The organism is Bacillus sp. Au-Bac7 (assembly GCF_021341655.1).
GTDB lineage: Bacteria > Bacillota > Bacilli > Bacillales > Cytobacillaceae > Niallia.
Window position 1 is genome coordinate 156,826 of sequence record NZ_JAJTTG010000005.1, and the last position, 20,027, is coordinate 176,852.

20 protein-coding genes are annotated in these 20,027 nt (G+C 39.7%); 9 read left to right on the forward strand and 11 right to left on the reverse strand.

The window, feature by feature from the left end:
• Window positions 1-32 precede the first annotated feature (32 nt).
• Window positions 33-1,529, forward strand: coding sequence for an MDR family MFS transporter (locus LXM54_RS17680; RefSeq protein WP_233316573.1), 1,497 nt, complete (start codon window positions 33-35; stop codon window positions 1,527-1,529).
• Window positions 1,530-1,574: 45 nt separating this feature from the next.
• On the opposite strand, the gene licT is transcribed toward LXM54_RS17680, so the two are convergent.
• A complete protein-coding gene (licT, locus tag LXM54_RS17685; protein WP_233316574.1) occupies window positions 1,575-2,420 on the reverse strand; it encodes a BglG family transcription antiterminator LicT in 846 nt (281 codons plus the stop codon).
• A 334-nt stretch (window positions 2,421-2,754) separates the two neighbouring features.
• On the opposite strand from licT, the gene LXM54_RS17690 reads away from it, so the two are divergent.
• On the forward strand, window positions 2,755-3,870 hold the full coding sequence (locus LXM54_RS17690; protein WP_233316575.1) for a histidine kinase N-terminal domain-containing protein: 1,116 nt from the start codon (window positions 2,755-2,757) through the stop codon (window positions 3,868-3,870).
• Window positions 3,871-3,917: 47 nt separating this feature from the next.
• On the opposite strand, the gene LXM54_RS17695 is transcribed toward LXM54_RS17690, so the two are convergent.
• The 5 genes from LXM54_RS17695 to LXM54_RS17715 form a co-directional block, all read right to left on the reverse strand.
• Window positions 3,918-4,511 carry a nitroreductase family protein gene (locus LXM54_RS17695; protein WP_233316576.1) on the reverse strand — a complete coding sequence of 198 codons (594 nt, stop codon included), beginning with the start codon at window positions 4,509-4,511 and terminating at the stop codon, window positions 3,918-3,920.
• 214 nt (window positions 4,512-4,725) lie between these two features.
• Window positions 4,726-5,712, reverse strand: a complete 987-nt coding sequence (locus LXM54_RS17700) for an LLM class flavin-dependent oxidoreductase (protein ID WP_233316577.1) — start codon at window positions 5,710-5,712, stop codon at window positions 4,726-4,728.
• Between the two features lie 127 nt (window positions 5,713-5,839).
• Window positions 5,840-6,733 (reverse strand): phosphogluconate dehydrogenase (NAD(+)-dependent, decarboxylating), encoded by an 894-nt coding sequence (gene gnd / locus LXM54_RS17705; RefSeq protein WP_233316578.1) that lies wholly within the window; start codon window positions 6,731-6,733, stop codon window positions 5,840-5,842.
• A 139-nt stretch (window positions 6,734-6,872) separates the two neighbouring features.
• On the reverse strand, window positions 6,873-8,375 hold the full coding sequence (gene zwf / locus LXM54_RS17710; protein WP_233316579.1) for a glucose-6-phosphate dehydrogenase: 1,503 nt from the start codon (window positions 8,373-8,375) through the stop codon (window positions 6,873-6,875).
• Window positions 8,376-8,729: 354 nt separating this feature from the next.
• Complete coding sequence (locus tag LXM54_RS17715; protein ID WP_233316580.1) at window positions 8,730-10,070, reverse strand: methyl-accepting chemotaxis protein; 1,341 nt, start codon at window positions 10,068-10,070, stop codon at window positions 8,730-8,732.
• Window positions 10,071-10,268: 198 nt separating this feature from the next.
• Here LXM54_RS17715 and LXM54_RS17720 point away from each other — a divergent pair, with 198 nt between their 5' ends.
• From LXM54_RS17720 to LXM54_RS17730, 3 genes are all read left to right on the forward strand, one after another.
• The gene (locus tag LXM54_RS17720; RefSeq protein WP_233316581.1) at window positions 10,269-10,781 is read left to right on the forward strand and encodes a GNAT family N-acetyltransferase; all 513 of its coding nucleotides are present in this window, start codon (window positions 10,269-10,271) and stop codon (window positions 10,779-10,781) included.
• Between the two features lie 51 nt (window positions 10,782-10,832).
• Window positions 10,833-11,558: an MOSC domain-containing protein gene (locus LXM54_RS17725; RefSeq protein ID WP_233316582.1), complete on the forward strand. Its 726-nt coding sequence runs from the start codon at window positions 10,833-10,835 to the stop codon at window positions 11,556-11,558.
• A gap of 102 nt (window positions 11,559-11,660) precedes the next feature.
• Window positions 11,661-12,638: an NAD(P)-dependent alcohol dehydrogenase gene (locus tag LXM54_RS17730; protein ID WP_233316583.1), complete on the forward strand. Its 978-nt coding sequence runs from the start codon at window positions 11,661-11,663 to the stop codon at window positions 12,636-12,638.
• Between the two features lie 23 nt (window positions 12,639-12,661).
• Here LXM54_RS17730 and LXM54_RS17735 read toward each other — a convergent pair whose 3' ends face one another.
• Entirely contained in the window at window positions 12,662-13,243 is a 582-nt protein-coding gene (locus LXM54_RS17735) for a LysE family transporter (RefSeq protein WP_233316584.1), read from the reverse strand.
• A gap of 114 nt (window positions 13,244-13,357) precedes the next feature.
• Between LXM54_RS17735 and LXM54_RS17740 the strand changes: the two genes are divergently transcribed.
• The 3 genes from LXM54_RS17740 (at window position 13,358) to LXM54_RS17750 (ending at window position 14,763) form a co-directional block, all read left to right on the forward strand.
• Window positions 13,358-13,912 (forward strand): helix-turn-helix domain-containing protein, encoded by a 555-nt coding sequence (locus tag LXM54_RS17740; protein ID WP_233316585.1) that lies wholly within the window; start codon window positions 13,358-13,360, stop codon window positions 13,910-13,912.
• Window positions 13,913-14,041: 129 nt separating this feature from the next.
• Window positions 14,042-14,386, forward strand: a complete 345-nt coding sequence (locus LXM54_RS17745; protein WP_233316586.1) for a hypothetical protein — start codon at window positions 14,042-14,044, stop codon at window positions 14,384-14,386.
• Window positions 14,387-14,448: 62 nt separating this feature from the next.
• Window positions 14,449-14,763 (forward strand): hypothetical protein, encoded by a 315-nt coding sequence (locus LXM54_RS17750; protein ID WP_233316587.1) that lies wholly within the window; start codon window positions 14,449-14,451, stop codon window positions 14,761-14,763.
• A gap of 77 nt (window positions 14,764-14,840) precedes the next feature.
• Here LXM54_RS17750 and LXM54_RS17755 read toward each other — a convergent pair whose 3' ends face one another.
• Window positions 14,841-15,293, reverse strand: coding sequence for a MarR family winged helix-turn-helix transcriptional regulator (locus LXM54_RS17755; protein ID WP_233316588.1), 453 nt, complete (start codon window positions 15,291-15,293; stop codon window positions 14,841-14,843).
• A 124-nt stretch (window positions 15,294-15,417) separates the two neighbouring features.
• Between LXM54_RS17755 and LXM54_RS17760 the strand changes: the two genes are divergently transcribed.
• A complete protein-coding gene (locus tag LXM54_RS17760) occupies window positions 15,418-15,870 on the forward strand; it encodes a GNAT family N-acetyltransferase (RefSeq protein ID WP_233316589.1) in 453 nt (150 codons plus the stop codon).
• Here LXM54_RS17760 and LXM54_RS17765 read toward each other — a convergent pair.
• The 3 genes from LXM54_RS17765 to LXM54_RS17775 form a co-directional block, all read right to left on the reverse strand.
• Window positions 15,865-17,358 (reverse strand): glycoside hydrolase family 32 protein, encoded by a 1,494-nt coding sequence (locus LXM54_RS17765; protein WP_233316590.1) that lies wholly within the window; start codon window positions 17,356-17,358, stop codon window positions 15,865-15,867. The genes LXM54_RS17760 and LXM54_RS17765 overlap by 6 nt on opposite strands.
• A 60-nt stretch (window positions 17,359-17,418) precedes the next feature.
• Entirely contained in the window at window positions 17,419-18,870 is a 1,452-nt protein-coding gene (locus tag LXM54_RS17770) for a sucrose-specific PTS transporter subunit IIBC (protein WP_233316591.1), read from the reverse strand.
• Window positions 18,871-19,042: 172 nt separating this feature from the next.
• Entirely contained in the window at window positions 19,043-20,026 is a 984-nt protein-coding gene (locus LXM54_RS17775) for a LacI family DNA-binding transcriptional regulator (RefSeq protein WP_233316592.1), read from the reverse strand.
• Window position 20,027 lies beyond the last annotated feature (1 nt).

Sequence of the window (20,027 nt, forward strand, 5' to 3'; positions counted from 1 at the left end):
CACTGTTAAATAAGAAAAGAGGGTTATACTGTATGTCTTCTAATCAGACAAAATTAGTTCCTGTTATGATTGCTTTAATGCTTGGTATTTTTGTTGCGTCTCTTGACAACACAATCGTAGCCACTAGCATGGGTTCCATTATCGGTGACTTAGGCGGAATGGATAAATATGTTTGGGTTACTTCCGCTTATTTAGTTGCAGAGATGGCAGGTATGCCGATATTCGGGAAATTATCAGATATGTATGGCAGAAAGAAGTTTTTTGTATTTGGAATTCTCCTATTTCTAGCTGGCTCTGTCCTTTGCGGAATGGCAGACTCGATGATACAGCTATGTATTTACAGGGCAATTCAAGGAATTGGCGGAAGCGCCTTGATGCCTATCGCTTTCACTATTATCTGGGATGTCGTGCCTCGTGAGGTCCGCGGTAAAATGAGCGGTATTTTCGGAGCTGTCTTTGGGTTATCGAGCATCGCCGGTCCTTTATTAGGATCCTTTATTACAGAGCAATTCGATTGGCGCTGGATCTTCTTTATTAACATTCCAATCGGAATTATCGCATTAGCATTAATCGTTATTTTTTATAAAGAATCTAAAACACATACGAAACAATTCATTGATTGGTTCGGATTCATATTTTTGCTCGGCTTTACAATAGCTTTAATGTTTGGACTGGAACTAGGCGGAGAATCCTATTCATGGATTTCATGGCAAATCATTTCCCTGTTTTGTCTATCTGCTGTCTGCTTTATCATCTTTCTTGTAGTGGAAAGATTGGCGAAAGATCCGATTTTGCCATTCAACTTATTTAAAGAACGTCTTTATACAACAACTGTATTAACAGGCATGTTTTACGGCGGTGTATTTATGGTCTCAACTATCTATATCCCCCTTTATATCCAAGGAGTAACTGGTGGAACGGCTACCAACTCAGGGCTGCTTCTTTTGCCAATGATGGTAACATCAAGTATTGCAGCAGCACTTGGCGGATCACTTGCCAATAAATTCAGCTATCGATCCATCATGCTTACTTCCGGAATCATCATGGCTGTCGGAACATATTTGTTAAGCACCCTTGAACCAAGCACACCACGCTTAGCTGTTACTATCTATATGATGGTAATTGGACTTGGAGTAGGACCGTCATTCTCGGTGCTTGGGATGGCTGCGCTGCAGAAAGCTTTACCGCAGCAGCGCGGAATTGCCAGCTCGACAAGCAATTTTCTCCGGTCACTTGGCATGACACTGGGAATTACTGTTTTCGGAGTAATTCAAAGAAACAGCTTTACAGACGGACTTCCGGCAGCAATACAGGAAGGAGCAGGCAGCGCAGAAAGCGGAAGTATTCTCTCACCTGAAGCAAGAGCACATATCCCTGAAGATATTCTGAAGCAGATTACAGATGTACTCGCAGACTCAATCAGCACAACTTTCCTGTGGACCTTTGTTCCCCTGCTGCTGTCATTTGTGTTTATCCTGTTCATGAGCAAAGAAAAAATTACCGATTCGAAATTAAATCAACAAGGCTAAAAAGCAGAAAGGGACCACTGTACAGAAACAGTGGTCCTTTTGCTGTTAAATCTTTTTCTCTCTTATTGACACTCGGTGGATATGAATCATGAAGTAGGCAAGCTCATCCTTCGTCATTTTCATGGAATATTCCTTTTCCAAGTAATCGGCAACCTTCATTGTACATTTATATGCTTCGGCATATTGTCTTTTGACTTGGTTATAAAGAGCGTCATTATGCTCATCATTTATTTCTCCGCGCAGCATACGGTAGGCAAAATAGCGCAAATGTGTAACGAACCGGCTGTAATTGACTGATTCCTCATTAAAGTCTATTCCATAATGATATTTAACGATATTCGTCACATCTTTAACGATATTTGTCATCGTTACGGTTTCTTCCAAGCCAGTATTATCTTGCCTTGCATTAAAGATATGCAGTGCGATGGAGGCAACCTCATCTTCCGGGAGCTCCATACCTGTTCTTTCCTTAATCAGTCCAAGAGCAATGCGGGCAACATGATATTCGGCTTTATAAAACTTCTTCACTTCCCACATTAATGCGTTTTTGATGGGGATGTCATTTTTAATTCTCGTAATGGCAAAGTGGATATGATCCGATAACGATAAATACAACGAATCGTTCAGCTCTGTATGCAATTCCCTCTCTGCAAGCTCAATAATGTCTTTTGAAAGTGACATAATCTCATAAGGAATTTCATTTAAAAGCTCAGAAAGCTTGGCCGCGAAGTTTTCCGAAGGCGAGACAAATACCTTTTGCACTTTCTCTTCATCTATTTCATCTCCGACCTTTTTCTGAAATGCAAGTCCCTTGCCCATCACTACCATTTCCGTAGAATTAAGGTCTCTAGTCAAAGCGACGTTATTATTAAATACTTTTAAAATTTTCATTCTAATCACTTTTCCTTCGAATTTTATCATAAAAAAACCCGAACCAAATAAACTCATAGATAAACTGCTTTGCTCCATAAGTTTAGTTGATTCAGGTTTTGCCTGCCTAACAGTAACAATCCTTACTAAACCTATTATAGATGATAACGTTTTCTATTGCAAGAATATTATGCATCAATATTACTAGAAAAAACCGCTTTTTCCCTTCTAAATTATTCCACTAATCATTTAGAAGAACGCAAAAAGAATTTCAAAAAGGTATTTCTTTTGGTGCGTCGAATAAGTTACTTAAAACAATCATTATCCTTAAAAAAAAGCAAAGTGAGGGTTTGTTTTGCTAATAAACGACCAACAAAATAAGCTTATGTTATTTCTAATAGAACACCAGTCTACATTTATCAATGAATGGATTAATATGTCCGTCTTTGAAAACGATGATCCTCATAAGGCGGAAATTGAGAAAAATGCTGTGACGATGTATGGACTTCTCATAAAGGCATTGTCAGATACTTATTCCGAAGCTGAGCTCCAAGAGTTTGCCTATAAGGTTGGCAAACAACGGCTTGAAGCCGGCATTAATATTGGCGATTTCATCTTTAACGTAAATACAGGCAGAAGCATTCTGATTAAATATTGCTTTCAAGCACAGCTGCCGCACCATGAATTAGAATCTTTCGTCAACAATCTAAACAGTCTATTTGATTCTTTCTGCTATCATGCAGTGAAAAGGTACACCCAGCTAAAAAATCGGGAACTGCATACGAAAACTAAATATATCAATGAAAACCATATGGATAAGCTTGCGATTCTTGGACAAATTTCCTCCAGCTTTGTTCATGAATTTAGAAACCCCCTTACAGCCATAATCGGGTTCAATAAAATCTTGCGCGATGAATACCCTGATTTAAAATACTTGGATATTATTCAACATGAACTGAACGAATTGAATTTCAGAATTACACAATTTCTTCATACCTCCAAAACGGAAATCGTTAAAAAAGGGAAGGAGAATGTTGCGATTGATCTGCTTTTTGATAATTTAAAGCAGCTTTGCTATGCGAGCACAGTTGATAACAAAATTAATCTGACAATCGATAAAGCGAAGCCGCTCTTCCTTTATACGTTTAAAGACGAATTAAAACAGGTGTTGCTCAACCTGATAATGAATTCAATTGATGCATTAAAGCAAAGGTCCTCCAGCAGAGAATTAAGGATAAGCACCACAAAGAATGCTAAAGAAGTAATCTTTGTTATTTCCAATAATGGCCCGATGATTGAAGAGGAAAACACAAAGACTATTTTCGAACCGTTCTACACAACAAAAGAGCTTGGGACAGGGATTGGCTTATTCGTATGTAAACAAATTATTGAAAAAATCGGCGGCACTATTTATTGTAAGTCTGACGAGAATTGGACCTCTTTTTTCATTCATCACCCGATATCATCTTAAAGTAAGAAGCAAAAAAGTGTGCAGAGACTCTGCACACTCTTCTTTTATTATTTGTAGAATTTCACACGATCTTCTAATGGCTTGAATTCTTTTTCACCTGGTTGTGCAGTTGGTTTACCGAATGGCATTTGAGCGATAAGCTTCCATGTAGAAGGTATATTCCACTCTGCTGCAACAGCTTCGTCAATCAATGGGTTGTAGTGCTGCAAGGATGCACCAAATCCAACCTCTTCAAGCGCTGTCCAAATTACTAATTGATGCATTGCATTTGTTTGGTTTGCCCATACTGGGAAGTTTTCTGCATACAATTCAAATGCTTTTTGCAAGCCTTCAATAACTTCTTGGTCTTCGAAGAACAATACTGTTCCGTAGCCAGCCTTAAAGCTGTTCAGCTTTTCTTCTGTTGATGCAAAGTTCTCTGCAGGTACAATTTTCTTTAGCTCTGCTGCTGTAATATCCCAAACTTTATCATGATTATCGTTCAAAAGAACAACCACTCTTGTGCTTTGAGAATTGAAAGAAGAAGGAGTATGAAGTACTGCTTCATTCACAATTTGTTGAATTTTTTCATCAGATACAACCTGTTCTTTGCTGATTGCATAATAAGAACGGCGGTTTTTAATTGTTTCTAAAATACTCATTTTGATTACCCTCCAAAAGTTATTTCGTTACTACCTTTAACTATGTAAATGTAAATAACGGTTATCATTCATAATTACTCAGCGAGATATCTCAACATAACATATCTCTACTTCAAGATAAAATTATTATAACACTCTAGAAAATAATGTCAACTTTTTCTTCTTACAGACAGAAAAAACCTGAAAAAATTTTTCTTTCAGGTTTTTTACTCCCTTAAAAGTCTATTTCTGCCAACAGTTCATAAGATCTCACCTTATCTTCAAACTCGTAAACATTAGTCAAAACCATAAATTCCTCTGTGTTATAAAGCTCACTAAGACGAAGAAGCTCTGACCGAACAGTTTCTTTAGTACCGATAATCATTCTCCGGCGATTTTCCTTTATCGCTTTTTTATCGTCTGGTGACAGAACTTTGCGGTTAACCTGTTCCGGACTGAGAATTTCTGCATTCGCTTCCCCTTTACCAAGTGCCAGCAGCCATAAATCTAGACTCGCAGCCATTTGTTCTGCTTTTTCAGTAGTATCTGCACATATAACAAAAGTGCAAATATTGGCTTTCGGCTTGCTTGCATGAACAGACGGCTGAAAATATTTGTAATAATAATCCATTGCCCTTCTTCCATTCAATGGTGCAATGAAATGACCAAAGGTAAAAGCTAACCCCAGTTCTGCTGCTAGTCTTGCACCGCGATGGGACACTCCAAGCATCCACATTTCAGGAAAGCTTTCATGAACAGGGTAAGCAGTAACAGTATGCTTATCCTGTTGATTGCCGACAATGAATTTCTGCAAATCCTGCACTTGCCTTGGGAATTCATTTAAGCTTTTCCGAATGCCATCCGTTAAGGCTAGCCGTGTCTCAGGAGATCCTCCTGGGGACCTGCCAATTCCTAAATCGATACGATTTGGATACAAAGCTTCGAGCACCATAAAGTTCTCTGCTACTTTATAAGGACTGTATTGGGGCAGCAGTACACCGCCTGAGCCTACTTTAATACGCTTTGTCTTTGCGGCTATATGGGAAATCAGCACTTCTGGTGAGGTGCCTGCAATGCCGTTCGCATTATGATGCTCTGCCACCCAAAAACGTTCAAATCCTAGTTCTTCCGTTATTTGTGCTAATGCTGCTGTATTCTTTAAGGCAGTATGAGCTGTCGACCCACTGCTGATCACGGATTGATCTAATACACTTAATCTCAATCTCCCTGCTCCTCCGATCAACTTTTATTTGCTTCTATTATTATAAACTGATTTGCAGGGATATACTTAAAACGTGCTCATGTAAAAAAACCCTTAAGCAAGCCTGCTTAAAGGTTTAAACTTTTTCTTATTTCTTTTCGACCGCATGCCCGCCGAACTCATTGCGAAGTGCCGCTACAACTTTACCTGTAAATGTATCGTTCTCAAGTGAACGGTAGCGCATTAGAAGCGACATGGCAATAACAGGAGTTGCTGCTTGTAAATCAAGTGCTGTTTCAACTGTCCATTTTCCTTCTCCTGAAGAATGCATAATCCCTTTAATCTCATCTAATTTAGCATCTTTAGAGAATGCATTCTCTGTCAATTCCATCAGCCATGAGCGAATAACAGAACCGTTGTTCCAAACCTTTGCAACCTTTTCATAATCGTAGTCGAATTCACTTTTCTCCAGTACTTCAAATCCTTCTCCGATAGCTGCCATCATGCCGTATTCAATTCCATTATGGACCATTTTCAAGAAGTGTCCGCTGCCGGCTTTACCAGCAAAGAAATAGCCATTTTCAACAGCAGTATCACGGAATATCGGTTCAACTACATCCCATGCAGCTTGATCGCCGCCAATCATGTAGCATGCGCCGTTTCTTGCTCCTGCCATACCGCCGGATGTACCAACATCCATAAAGTGCACACCAAATTCCTTCAGCTCATTATATCTGCGGATTGATTCTTTGTAATGGGAATTTCCAGCCTCAATTACAATATCTCCTTTAGCTAATAATGGAGCCATCTCACCTATTACAGAATCGACCACATTATGAGGTACCATAATCCAAAGCACTCTCGGTGTTTCCAATGATTGAACAAGCTCTGTTAAGCTAGTCGTTCCATCCGCACCATATTCCTTCATTTCGGATACAGCGCTTGGATTTAAATCGAAGGCTGAAACTTGATGTTTATTATCCAATAAATTTTTCCCTAAATTTAGACCCATCTTCCCTAAACCAATTAAACCAACTTTCATTATTAAACCCCTCCTGATTAACTGTGAAAAAAATGTATTATTACGAAGCCTAACATATTGGCAATGTTTGAAACCTTATACGAACAATGTGAGACAGTTGATAATACCTATATCATGTTCCAATTCCAATGCCGCTATGTTATGTCATCGAAACTAATTTACTTAAGCTTTCCGGCTTGCTGTCCAACCACCATTTATATCCATTTTCGGCAAGCAGTTTATCAGATGCTTCTGGTCCATTTGAGCCAGCTGGATAGAAATGAAGCGGAACCTCATTTTGTTCAAATGCATCTAAAATCGGCTGTACCCATTCCCAAGATAATTCCACTTCATTCCAATGAGCAAAGAAAGTAGAATCTCCCTTAATTGCATCAAAAATCAACCGTTCATATGCCTCTGGAACGTCTTTTGGAACATCTGAGAGATCAATTTCAACCTGATCCATTTTTCCATTTTCGAATGGGCTCTTGCTGTTAAGTGTTAATTTAATATTTTCATTCGGGCTGATTTCAATAATCAACAGATTAGGTGCAACTTGATCCTTTTTCTCTTCATAGAGATTTTTAAGGGTATCCTTGAATTCAATGACAATACGGGTTGATTTTTCCTGCATCTTCTTCCCTGTTCTAATATAGAATGGGACCCCTTCCCACATCTCATTGTCAATCCAAATCCGCGCTGCTATAAATGTATCTGTATGAGAATTTTCTTTAATATTCGGCTCATCTCGATAGCTCACAGAAGCTTGGCCATTCACTTCGCCACTGCTGTATTGTCCCCTGACAATATTTTCGGCAATATCCTCTCCCTTGACTGGACGAAGAGCTTCCATTACTTTTCGCTTCTCTGCACGAATTTGCTCTGGACCTACCTTTTCTGGAGTATGCATAGCAGTCATCATCAGCATTTGCAGCATATGGTTTTGCACCATATCACGAAGAGCACCGACATGATCGTAATAGCCAGCCCTTTCTTCTACTCCTACCATCTCACTTGCTGTTATTTGGACATTTGCAATATGCTGTTTATTCCATAATGCCTGCAAAACAGGATTCGCAAATTCCAATGCTTCAAGATTTTGAACCATAGGCTTCCCTAAATAATGGTCAATGCGATAGATTTCTTCCTCTTGGAATGCTTTACTCAATCTCTCATTCAACTCTCTAGCTGACGCAAGGTCATGACCGAATGGCTTTTCAATAATCAATTTCTTCCATCCAGCCGTATTACCCAAACCGCTTTCCTTCAGGTTTAAGGCGATGAGATCAAAGAACTCTGGCCCAACAGACAGATAGAACATGCGATTTTGTGGTATGTTCAGTTCAGCTTCCCGCTTTTCCACCTTTTCCAACAGTGTTTGATAATCCTCTATTTTCGTTGCATCCAGGATGCTGTAACGGAAGCTTTCAATAAATGCCTCCAATTGTTCTTCGTCCGCAGCTTTTCTTCTCGAAAAAGTTTCGATTGAGTTTCGCACATGCTCTTGGAAAGTAGCATCCGTGAATTCTTTTCTTCCTAATCCGAAAACGGAGATGGCCTGCGGCAGCTTATTGTCTAAATATAAATTGAAAAGTGCAGGATATATTTTTCTCTTCGCAAGATCACCTGTCGCACCAAACAACACAAATGTCATTGATTCCATCACTTAAACCTCCATATCTAAAACCATTGATTGGTTATATGAGTTACTTTTTATTACCTTAGTTATTTATCATAACAATAATAAGCCTGTTAGTTTTTCATGTCAATTACAACAACTTCGCTACGCGAAGTATTTTCCCCAAACGGACACTTCCTCATTCTTGGTAAGATATTGCTTACTTATCAAGTAATATTAACAAATAATTCCCATTAGAAATTAAAGGAAGTTTTTTTCTGCAAAATGAAGCTGCTTTCTAACATAGTTTCCGTTTAAGTCACTTTTTTAATAATGGTTATTAATAGTAACAATTTATGTACAATATAAAAGAACGGCTTTTAGGAGCCGCTCTAATCATTAATTGTCTTTACTCTTAACTTTAAATTTATTTACCTCTGCAGTTAATTCTTCTGCGAGCATTTGCAAGTCTTTTGAAGAGGCAGCAATCAGCTCTGTGGATGCTAGCTGTTCTTGACCTGAAGCAGATATTTCTTCTGTATTAGCAGCAAATTCCTCGGCTGAGTCCGTCATCTGCTGGATTTGCTCTGAAATACCTCTCGATTTGCTATTTATTGAATTTATATGAGCAGCTGTCTGCTTGAAGTTATGAACAATCCCGTCATAGGTGATTTTAATGTTAGTGAATGCTTCTTCCGTTATCTTTAATGCATCTTTTTGCTCATCAATTAAAGTATGTGCTTTATTAATATGTGAAACAGCTTCGTTTGTTTTTTCTGTTGTATCATGAATAATACCTGTAATTTCCTTCGCTGCTCTTGAGGATTCCTCGGCTAGATTTCTGATTTCCTCGGCTACCACACCAAACCCTCTGCCAGCTTCTCCTGCTCTTGCTGCTTCAATGGCTGCATTCAATGCAAGCAAGTTCGTCTGTTCCGCAATATTCTTAATGACTGCTACGAAATTGCCAACTTGTCCAATCATTGTGCTTAATTCATGGATAGAGGATGTTGCTTCTGCTGACACAGAGATATTTTCATCCATCTTATTGCCTTGCAGTTCAACAGTGTTTTGACCTTCGACAATTGAATCAATGGATGCTGCTGCCTTATCGGCACCTGCAGAAGCCTCCGTCGTTATAGTTTCCATCAGACCGACCACCTCAAGCAATGTCGAGTTCACTTCACTTATTGTTTGAGCTTGACTATTGTTTCCAACTGCAATTTCTTCAATAGTTGCTACTACTTGATTAATATTTCTCGCATTTTCCTCTGTGTTTTTCGTAAGACTGCTCGAATGAGCTGCAACTGTTGACGAAACATACTTCAATTGAGTTGCCATTGACTTTAGCGAATTTCTGGTTTCAAGCAGGGCTCTTGCCATTTCTCCGGTTTCATCCTTTGATGCAAGTGTACGGCCAAAAATACTTTCATCCTCACTCAATTCAAGCTCTGATGTTTTTTGGGCTATTTCTGTCAGTTGGACAATTGGCTTCGAAATCAATTTCCCAAAGAAGTAAGACAAGATAACACCAAGCACGATAGAAACGGCAAGTCCTATGAGTACTTGCGTTGGCGGCAAATGGCCAAGCAGCCCGCTTTGCGCTTGCTCAGCACCTGTTCCCTCTGTATTGCTTCCTTGGCTGCTGCTCATAAAGAGTGAGGCACAAACATTGATCGCTGCCACAAACATCGAATTAATTAATGATAATATAATAATTTTTGTAGATATCTTTTTCACAGTAATTTCCCCTAATCTTTTTATTGTCGGTTTGTTATAGGACTTACTATAGAAGAGAAATCTTAAAATTCCCTTAAGCTAGTTATAAACTCCTGAATAAAAAGACCTACAACTAACTTTTTTTCTTATAATCCTGTTTTTTTGTTATAGTTAATGAAATAAACTTTTTAATAGCTTAATACAGGAGGGTAACAAATCGTGATAAGACCTATTCAAGAAAAGGATTTGCCCCAGATTCTAAACATCTATAATGATGCAATCCTTAATACAACTGCAGTGTATACATATAAACCAGATACTTTAGAAAACAGACGCATATGGTACGAACAAAAGATGAAAGACGGCTATCCGGTGATTGTGTATGAACTTGACGATAAGGCAGTTGGTTTCGCAACCTTTGGACCATTCCGAGCTTGGCCTGCTTATAAGTACTCTATCGAACATTCGGTATATGTTGACAATAATTATCGAAGAAAGGGTATTGGCGCAGCACTATTGAAGGAGATTATCTCAATTGCTACTGAAAAGGAATATGCCACATTGATTGCGGGTATAGATGCAGCGAACGATAAAAGCATAGCATTGCATGAGCATTTCGGTTTTGTCCACTCAGGCACGATTGAGAAAGCTGGTTTTAAATTCGATAGATGGCTGGATCTTGCTTTCTATCAATTACACCTGCCAGGACCAAATAATCCAGTCGGCGAATAAGACATAATAACAGGCTTTTAGGATAAAAATTCTTAAATGGAGGTTAAGTCCATGTTAATAGGTCATATTGAAGAAATTGTCCGTCATCCTGTCAAATCCTTTCGTGGCGAAAGTGTACAAGCAACAAATGTGATGGAATACGGCTTGTATGGGGACAGGAGTCACACTTTTAGAGATGACACAAGAAACGACAAATATTTAACCATCACGCAATTTCCAGAGATGGTCCGTTATGCAGCCAAATTTGCAGGCGTGGAATCGACTCAAGAGTACCCAAAAGTGGAAATAACAACACCTGAAGGAAAAGTGTTGGAATGGGGAGACCCAGCTCTTCTCTCTGAACTGGAGGAGAAATCCAAACGAAAGGTTTCTTTTTTATCCTATACACCTGAGAATGTCCCACTAGGAGCCATTGAAGAGGAGCATGTTCAGCTTGTGACAGACGCCTCCCTTGATAAACTCCATGAGCTATGGGGAGAATCAGTTGATCAGCGCCGCTTCCGTCCTAATCTTGTACTTTCTTTGAAGGACAAGATTCCGTTCATTGAAGAAAGCTGGTTCGGCAAACAGATAAAAATCGGCTCAGAGGTCGTACTGAGATTGAACAGGCATTGTGAAAGATGCATGATTATTACAGTGGACCCTGACAGTTCAGAAAAAGCTCCTTCTCTTCTTAAAACCGTTTATAAGGAAAGAAAAAATAATTTTGGCATCTATGCTTCTGTAATTAAAACAGGAAAAATTCATGTTGGAGATGAAATATATTTGGTTGATTGAAGGCTAACAAACTGCATCTATCTAAAAGATGCGGTTTTTTTGTGTCTTTCCTTCCAATCCTGTTCATATCTTTAATTGATTATGTCTAAGGGAGGGAAATGAATGAAAGCTATTGTTTCAAACAAATATGGTACACCAGATAGTCTCCAATTATTAGAAGTAGAACGAGCTGTTCCTAAGGAAGGGGAAGTGCTTGTAAAGATTCAAGCTGCCTCTCTCAATTACGGCAATCTTGTTTTACTGAGTGGCACTCCCTTTCTTGCCCGCTTCGCCTTCGGTTTGTTTAAACCAAAATATACGATTCCTGGGGGAGATATTGCAGGGATTGTGGAAGCTGTTGGCATGGGAGTTACACAATTTAAGAAGGGAGATGAAGTATTCGGCGATCTTTCTCAAAGTGGTTGGGGCGGCTTTGCAGAATATGTCTCAGTTCCAGTCAAAGCATTGGTACATAAGCCAGCAAATATCTCCTTTGCGGAGGCTGCTGCTGTTCCGATGGCAGGAACGACCGCATTACAGGCGTTGCGACATAAGGGAGTAATTCAGCCAGGGCAAAAGGTGTTAATTAATGGGGCATCTGGCGGTGTAGGCACCTTTGCTGTGCAAATCGCCAAAGCATTTGGTGCAGAAGTTACAGGTGTATGCAGCACTGGAAATGTGGAGATACTCCAAGCAATTGGTGCAGATCATGTTATTGATTATAACAAGGAAGATTTTACTCAAAGCTCCGACAAATATGATCTTATCCTTGCAGTAAATGGATATCAGCCAATTCTTTCTTATATGCGGGCATTGAAGGACCATGGAAGATATATTATGGTCGGCGGCCAAGGGAAACAGATGAGTGAAGCCATGATGCTTGGTCCTTGTCTTTCCGTCACAAGCAGTAAAAAGCTGGGCAATATGCTGCAGCGGGCAAACCAGGAAGATTTGCATTTACTCAAGGAGCTTCTTGAAGAGGAAAAGCTGCAACCGATTATTGATAAACAATTTAAGCTGAGCGAAGTACCTGAAGCATTTCGGTATTTTGCAGAAGGTCACGCCAAGGGAAAAGTTGTTATTACAATGTCAGAAGACTAGAGAACGCTGCAAAGCGTTCTCTTTTAAAAAAAGATGGAAATAGCACTGTAAACAAGCAGCAATGCCATCACGATATTGAACTGGCTCTTATATTTGGACAAGAACCTTTGAAACATGCTGCCAAACAAACTCCAGCTGAATGTGCTTAAAAACCCAACAAAAGCAAGTATCACAGCAAACAGCAGCAAACTAAGCTGAGATTGATAGTATGGAAGAATAAATGTTGCGATGACCGTTATCCCGTACAGTATCCCTTTTGGGTTAATGAACTGCAGCAGCATTCCTGCCAGGAAGCTGTTATTCTTGTCTTCTTCCTTTTCACCTCCATTATCCTTGCTGGAAACAATTTTATAGGCTAGATACAACATATAGACTGCACCAAGTATCGTCATTACAAACTCAATCTTAGGCATAAAGCTTTTCAGCATTAAATTAAAATAGCTGCAGATAAGCATAATCACAAAGAAACCGGCACTTACACCTGCACAGAAGCCAATGGTTTTCTTCAGCCCATATTTGTTGGCAAAAGCCATTGCCATTATATTATTAGGGCCAGGAGTAAAACTAGTTACAGTCACGTACAGCAAAAACGATAACAACGGCATACTTTTTCTCCCCCTTTATATGTATGTTATAATGTACATATTAGACAATATAACGATTTACGTTTTATTGTACAATACGGTCGCTATATTGTACATATGACAGGAGTGTTTTTTATGGAAGAAATTCAGCTTATTTTGGCAAAAAACTTAAAAGCGATTCGGGAAAAGAAAAAGCTTAGTCTTGAAAAAACCGCAGACTTGACCGGAGTAAGCAAAACGATGATTGGCCAGATTGAAAGAGGGGAATCTAGTCCAACACTTAATACTATTTGGAAAATCGCCAATGGCTTAAAAATCTCCTTCACCTCTCTTATTCAGCACCAGCAGCCTGAAGCAAAGGTTGTGAAAAGAGACGAAGTGCAAGTCCTATCAGAGGATGATGGCAAGTACAACATCTATCCTTACTTTCCATTTGAAGAAGATAAACGCTTTGAGATTTACTCAGTAGAAATCAAAAAGGGCGGCTATATAAGTGCCGAGGCACATCAGGAAGGTACGGTAGAGTATATTACCGTTTTTGATGGAGAGCTGACAGTTCGGGTAAATGACAATGATTACTTAATATCTGCCGGTGACTCCATCCAGTTTAATGCAGACAAACCTCATACGTATCATAACTCAGGAGATAAGCTGACAAAGCTCAGCATGACTATATACTATCCTGGATAACCTAGCCGCCTCCTTATTGGGATGCGGTTTTTTAACATAAAATCCATGCTTGTCCTCCTACAGCTACCCATGTCATTCTTTATTACTTGAATAAAATGATAAGTGAATAATGAAAAAGGAGGATTTCTTATGAGCAAAGTATGGTATCCAGGTGAAGGGGATAATGACCAAAGCAATAAATCCAAATCTCGTTCTGGTGACAGTGACAGCCGCTCTGATGCGAATGTGGATTTCGAAAGTGACAATCGCTTAAAATCAGACACAAATGTAGACAACGACAATGATTTAAAAAACATCGACAAAAATACGAATGTCGCTAAAGTCAGCCGTTCTGGCAATGCAAAAATTGATCTTTGCATCGATGTTGAATCTGATTCAAAAGCTCGCGTTCGTTCTCGTTCAAAAGCGAATGCTGATTCTGATCAGGATCAGGACAACGATCAAGACAACAGCCAAGATCAAGACGAAGATTAATAATTGTGAGACGAGAATGGTCAAGCCCATTCTCGTTCTTTCGCAGTAAAGGAGGGGTAATCATGTATCCAAACCGCAAGCCAAGAGGCAGAGATAACATGAACTATGAGTTTCGCAACAACGGTCATACAGAGCTTGATGCGAATGCGGCGCAAATTGGGGAAAGCGGAAACTCAGATGTAGATGTTTATGTAAATGTTGAGGTTAATACAAACCCGATTGCCTACGCAATGCTATGTTCCTTATTGGCTACTAGACAAATAACAAGACCAGAATTTGATGAAGCAATAAAGCATTTAGACAGACTGATGAAAGAAACAAACAACAGCAATAACAGTACAGGAAGACTGCAAGGTCCTCCGCCGAGAAACCGCTAATGAATATCTCATAAAAAAAGAATTAACCTGTCACGAAATAACGTTAATTCTTTTTTTATTTGCTTTATAAGTTAAATTTAGTAGCCGCGTCGATTTCCTTTTTTGACGTTCTCCCAATCTACCTCAATATTTTCTCTGACCTTTTTCAGGAGTTCATAAAGAACCTCTGTTTGTTCATGAGACAATCCAGCAAGTGCAGTTTTGTCTGAATGATCTGCCTCCCTTTTTAGAAATGGATATACCTCCATTCCTTTTTCTGTAGGAAACAGCAGCTTGTTTTTTTTATTTGTCTCATCCTGTCTTTTTTCTATAAAGCCGTTCATTTCAAGCTTTTTAATAGCTCTGGCTGCAGTCGTGCGGTCAACTTTTATCATTTCTGCCAGCTTTTCTTGAATGATTCCCGGATTCTCGTATATTCGGACAAGGTATAAATATTGGCCCTTCGTCAAATCGTATTCCTTAAATTCAATATTGCTGATAGAATCAAGTGCTCTGGCAATCATGCCAACTTCACGAAGAATTTCCTTCATAAAAATAATAAACCTCCAATAATTGTTGTATTTACAACAATATATTTTTCCTATACACTGTTTAAAGATGATAAATAAATTATGACTTGTTTCTCATAATAAATCCAGAAAGGAATGAATAGCGATGGAAGCAAAAAAAATTACAACAACAGACGAACTAGAGCAGGCATTACATATAAGAAGGACAGTATTTGTGGAGGAACAGGGTGTTCCGTTAGACGACGAATACGATGAATTCGATAAACTTGATGGTAAATGTGAGCATATTCTTGTTTATTATCATAATGAGCCAGTCGGCACTGGACGGGTTAGATCGGTTGAAGGCTACGGCAAACTAGAAAGAATCTGTATCTTACAGGAATACCGTAAATTTGGTCTTGGGAAAGTTATTATTGCCAAGCTTGAAGAAATCGCCGCAGACCGAGGAGATTTAAAGGTAAAGCTGCATGGCCAAACACACGCAGAGGGCTTTTATAATAAGCTAGGCTACGAAACTTCTTCCGATGTATTTATGGAAGATGGCATCGCTCACGTGTTGATGGTGAAAAATATCGCAGAAAAGAGCCAGTCATCATGAACTGGCTCTTTCTTTGCTAGTTAGTTTATATTTTACAGCCTGTATGTCTGTTTTCCCGTTATAAGCAAAAAAACGGATATCCTGACTGTTTTGATCTGGGAATATTCTTGCAGTGAACACTTCTGCTCCGTCGTTCACAAATACCTCAACAGAAGAAACATCCACAAATATTCGGAAGGAAATTTTGTCTGTTTCTACTAAACATTTTCGGACCGCTCCATATTGTATGCCTGCTGCTTGCCCAGACTCGCTTCTGTCAAAAATCACTTTTTTCTCCTGCATGTCATATTTCAGGACTGTTTTCTCCTTGTCACTAGCTCGAAGCTCTATACCGAACTGCTCTGCCGTAAAATTGGAAAACTCTGCAGATAATTCATAGACATCACCAGCAAATCCTTCTATCCCCTTCGTCTCGTTATCTATTGTTATATGAGCTTCTGTTTCTTCCCCTCTAAGCAGCTCCAATTCCTTAACTGGATTTTGCCATAGTCGCCCGTTCTTAACAGTCAGTTCGCGCGGCAATGTTAAACAATGGGCCCAGCCGTTACTGTCTGTCGGATACTCTATTTCAGGCAGACCCATCCACCCTACTAATATTCTTCTGCCGTCAGGTGCTTCCATTGTCTGTGGTGCATAAAAGTCAAACCCTCTGTCTAATTCACGAAACCCACTGTGCACAAGCGTCCGCTCTTGAACATTCAGCCTGCTGCCGAGCACATAGCCTGATTGATAAATATTATGATAGCTGTCTCTGTCTCTCTCCAAGCCCTGTGGACAAAACAGCAGCACACCATGATTATCTAATTCGAAATAATCCGGACACTCCCACATATATCCGAATTCATTAAGGCCTATATCTACTTCGCCTTCTAAGTCCCATTCCAGCAAATTCTGCGAACGATACAGCATAATTGTACCTGTCTCGTTTTTACGCTGTGCTCCAATCACAGCAAAAAAACAATCATTATCTTTCCAAACCTTAGGATCACGGTAATGATCCGTATACCCGTTAGGAACTGCAGGAATCACTGGTTTTTCAAGCTTTTTAATTTGTCCCTCCTTATTCATGACAGCTAATATCTGATAAGGATGTCTTACCCAGTTCTCGTCACGGTTGTTTCCAGTATACATAAGGAATAATTCGCCGTTATGCTCGATTCCGCTGCCTGAGTAAACACCGTGACTGTCAAACTCATTTGTCGGCTCAAGCGCAACGCCGACATTTTCCCAGTGAACGAGGTCCTTTGATTTAGTATGATACCAGTTCTTTAATCCATGAACAGGACCAAGGGGAAACCATTGATAGAACAAATGATATTCACCATTATAATAGGAGAAACCGTTTGGATCATTGAGAAGCCCTGTCACAGGCTGAATATGAAAGGTTTGTCTCCAGTTACACTGCTTGACGAGATTTTCAAGTTTCCTCCGTTCTGTCTTTGAGGCATCCTCCCATCTTCTGTACCGTTGTTCTCTGCTCCAATTCATTGATGCTTCACTCCCTAAAAAGAAAGGAGACAAGAGTCCCCTCCTATGCTTATCGATTTTTTATGCAACGATGCCTTCTTTTTTTACACTCGCTTCCTTTTTAGCCGCTCTTTTCGCCAATACGATGGTTACCGTAAATCCGACTACAAATGCGACTGCCATTCCAATAATATAAGGCACAATTTTATCTGGACGAATGGAGATGATGCCAGGCAATCCAGCAGCACCTAATGCGACTGCCTTCACTTTAAACAAAGTAACAAAACCAGAACCAACTGCAGACCCTACGATAGCACCAATAAACGGATACCTTAATTTCAGGTTTACCCCAAACATCGCCGGCTCTGTAATACCAAGCAATGCAGAGATGCCCGCAGCAGAAGCTGTTCCCTTAACTTTTGCATCCTTTGTTAGCTTCAAGACAGCCAATGTTGCTGCACCTTGAGCGATGTTAGACATGGTAGCAATCGCAAACAAGAAGGAGCCGCCTGTTTTTGCGATATCTGCTAACAGTTGAGTTTCAACAGCAATAAAGCTGTGATGCATGCCAGTGATAACGATCGGTGCATACAAGAGGCCGAAAATTAACCCGCCGATTACTCCTGTTGTGTCATACATCCAGACAATGCCATCAGTAAGAAGATTTCCAGCCGTTCTTGTTAACGGGCCGACTAACGTAAATGTCAAAAAACCAGTAATAAAAATAGATAAAAGCGGTGTCAATAAGTTATCCAAAGCCGAGGGCACAATCCTTCTGAGATATGTTTCAATCTTAGCCAAAATAAACGATGCTGCAAGTACAGGCAGCACTGTTCCTTGGTAAGCTACCTTCTCAATCTCCAAACCGAATATATTCCAGACAGGCACTTCATTTTTCAGCATGGCATCTGCATAATTATAGCCATTCAGCAAATCCGGATGAACCATCAGCATACCAAGTGCTGCTCCGAGATAAGGATTTCCTCCAAACCGCTGGGTAGCAGAAAAGCCAATCAGAATTGGCAGAAATACAAAGGCAGCGTTTGCAAAAGTATTAATAAGTGCAGCTAAATCTGCCATGTTTGGATATGCATCAACCAATGATTTGCTCTCTATAAATAAATCTTGAGCAGTCAGGACATTATTTAGTCCCATTAGTAAACCGCCGGCAACAATAGCTGGAATAATCGGCACAAAAATATCAGACAGCATTTTCACAAATCGCTGAATCGGATTAAGCTTCTTTGCTCCAGCCTCTTTTACTTCCTTCGTCGACATTTCTGAAAGACCTGTCATCCCTGCAAAATGCTTATACACTTCATTAACAGTGCCTGATCCTAAAATAATTTGATATTGACCGCCTGTAGAGAATGTTCCCTTCACCACATCCATCTTATCAAGCACATCTTGATTAACTGCTGATTCATCATGCAGTACTAAACGAAGCCGTGTTGCACAGTGAGCTGCTGCAGACACATTCTCTTTTCCGCCGATTGCCGCGAGAATTTCTTCTGCGATTTTTTTATGGTTCATTTTACGTTCCTCCCTATTATATCCGGCAATATAGAACCGGTTCCAAAATTACACAAAAAGTAAAACCGTTTAAGGAACCGGTTCCAAATAAAAGCTTAAAAAAATATGATTCTAACGAAACCGATTATAAATTTCATTGGAATCGATTTCATTAGAATTATAATTCATCATGCTAGATTGTGTCAACGCTTTCTCTTTTAATTATTTCAAAATTCATTGTTGTCAGTATTTCTACTGGCCGCTCATGTACTAGCTCCACCATATTAACTGCGGCCTTTTTCCCTGCTTCTTTATAATGAAATTTTGCTGTTGTAATGCCAGGATGAATGGCTTCCGTGACATCATAACCGCCAAAGCCAGTAACAGACAAAGTATCTGGTACAGCTATCCCCAGTTTGTATGCTGCCTTCAGACAGCCAAGGGCAATATTGTCTGTAGCACAAACGACAATACTCTGGTTGGAATTTCTTAAGATTTCCATGGCGGCAGCTTGGGCAGCAGGAATATTAAATTCTGTCTCATAATAATGGACATCAATATCTTCCTTCCCCTCCAATGCTTTTGTAAAGCCTTGTTTTCGTTTTATTCCAACAGCAATATCAAGCTCTGTCACTCCTAAGTAAGCAATGTTGCGATGCCCCTTTTCCAGCACATATTGCCCTATTGCCATACCGGCATGATAATCATCATGAATAACACTATGAATTTCCTCATGCTCCTGACCTATTAATAAAACTGGAATATTCACATCAGCTATTGCTTGAAGATGCCTGTCCGTAATCACGGTCGCAAGCAAGATAATACCCGCCATCTTCTGGTTTGCCAGGCTGTATATACTCTCAATTTCCCTGTCTAAATCTTGGCTCGTATTGGATATTAACATCTGATAGTTCAGTTCTTTCAAGCGCTCATCGATTCCAATCAACGTCTGTGATGACGCAAAAGAATCCAGCCTTGGAACAATCGTGCCAATGATATTTGTCTTTTTTGCTTTTAAACTTTGAGCAAAAGGGTTTGGCGTGTAGCCAGTCTCTCGAATTGCCTTTTCAATCTTCTTCCTTGTTGCCTCTCCGACAGAGCCTCCATTCAGGTAGCGGGATACCGTGCTTTTGGCGACTCCGGCGATTTTAGCAATATCCGCAATGGTCCGAATCATT

Bases quoted from the DNA above. Each gene is read 5' to 3' on its own strand.
- LXM54_RS17725 (WP_233316582.1), top strand. From the start codon at position 10,833: ATGTTAATAGGTCATATTGAAGAAATTGTCCGTCATCCTGTCAAATCC.
- zwf (WP_233316579.1), bottom strand. From the start codon at position 8,375: ATGGAATCAATGACATTTGTGTTGTTTGGTGCGACAGGTGATCTTGCG.
- LXM54_RS17750 (WP_233316587.1), top strand. From the start codon at position 14,449: ATGTATCCAAACCGCAAGCCAAGAGGCAGAGATAACATGAACTATGAG.
- LXM54_RS17695 (WP_233316576.1), bottom strand. From the start codon at position 4,511: ATGAGTATTTTAGAAACAATTAAAAACCGCCGTTCTTATTATGCAATC.
- LXM54_RS17760 (WP_233316589.1), top strand. From the start codon at position 15,418: ATGGAAGCAAAAAAAATTACAACAACAGACGAACTAGAGCAGGCATTA.
- licT (WP_233316574.1), bottom strand. From the start codon at position 2,420: ATGAAAATTTTAAAAGTATTTAATAATAACGTCGCTTTGACTAGAGAC.
- LXM54_RS17730 (WP_233316583.1), top strand. From the start codon at position 11,661: ATGAAAGCTATTGTTTCAAACAAATATGGTACACCAGATAGTCTCCAA.
- gnd (WP_233316578.1), bottom strand. From the start codon at position 6,733: ATGAAAGTTGGTTTAATTGGTTTAGGGAAGATGGGTCTAAATTTAGGG.
- LXM54_RS17775 (WP_233316592.1), bottom strand. From the start codon at position 20,026: ATGATTCGGACCATTGCGGATATTGCTAAAATCGCCGGAGTCGCCAAA.
- LXM54_RS17745 (WP_233316586.1), top strand. From the start codon at position 14,042: ATGAGCAAAGTATGGTATCCAGGTGAAGGGGATAATGACCAAAGCAAT.
- LXM54_RS17740 (WP_233316585.1), top strand. From the start codon at position 13,358: ATGGAAGAAATTCAGCTTATTTTGGCAAAAAACTTAAAAGCGATTCGG.
- LXM54_RS17770 (WP_233316591.1), bottom strand. From the start codon at position 18,870: ATGAACCATAAAAAAATCGCAGAAGAAATTCTCGCGGCAATCGGCGGA.
- LXM54_RS17680 (WP_233316573.1), top strand. From the start codon at position 33: ATGTCTTCTAATCAGACAAAATTAGTTCCTGTTATGATTGCTTTAATG.
- LXM54_RS17765 (WP_233316590.1), bottom strand. From the start codon at position 17,358: ATGAATTGGAGCAGAGAACAACGGTACAGAAGATGGGAGGATGCCTCA.
- LXM54_RS17755 (WP_233316588.1), bottom strand. From the start codon at position 15,293: ATGAAGGAAATTCTTCGTGAAGTTGGCATGATTGCCAGAGCACTTGAT.
- LXM54_RS17735 (WP_233316584.1), bottom strand. From the start codon at position 13,243: ATGCCGTTGTTATCGTTTTTGCTGTACGTGACTGTAACTAGTTTTACT.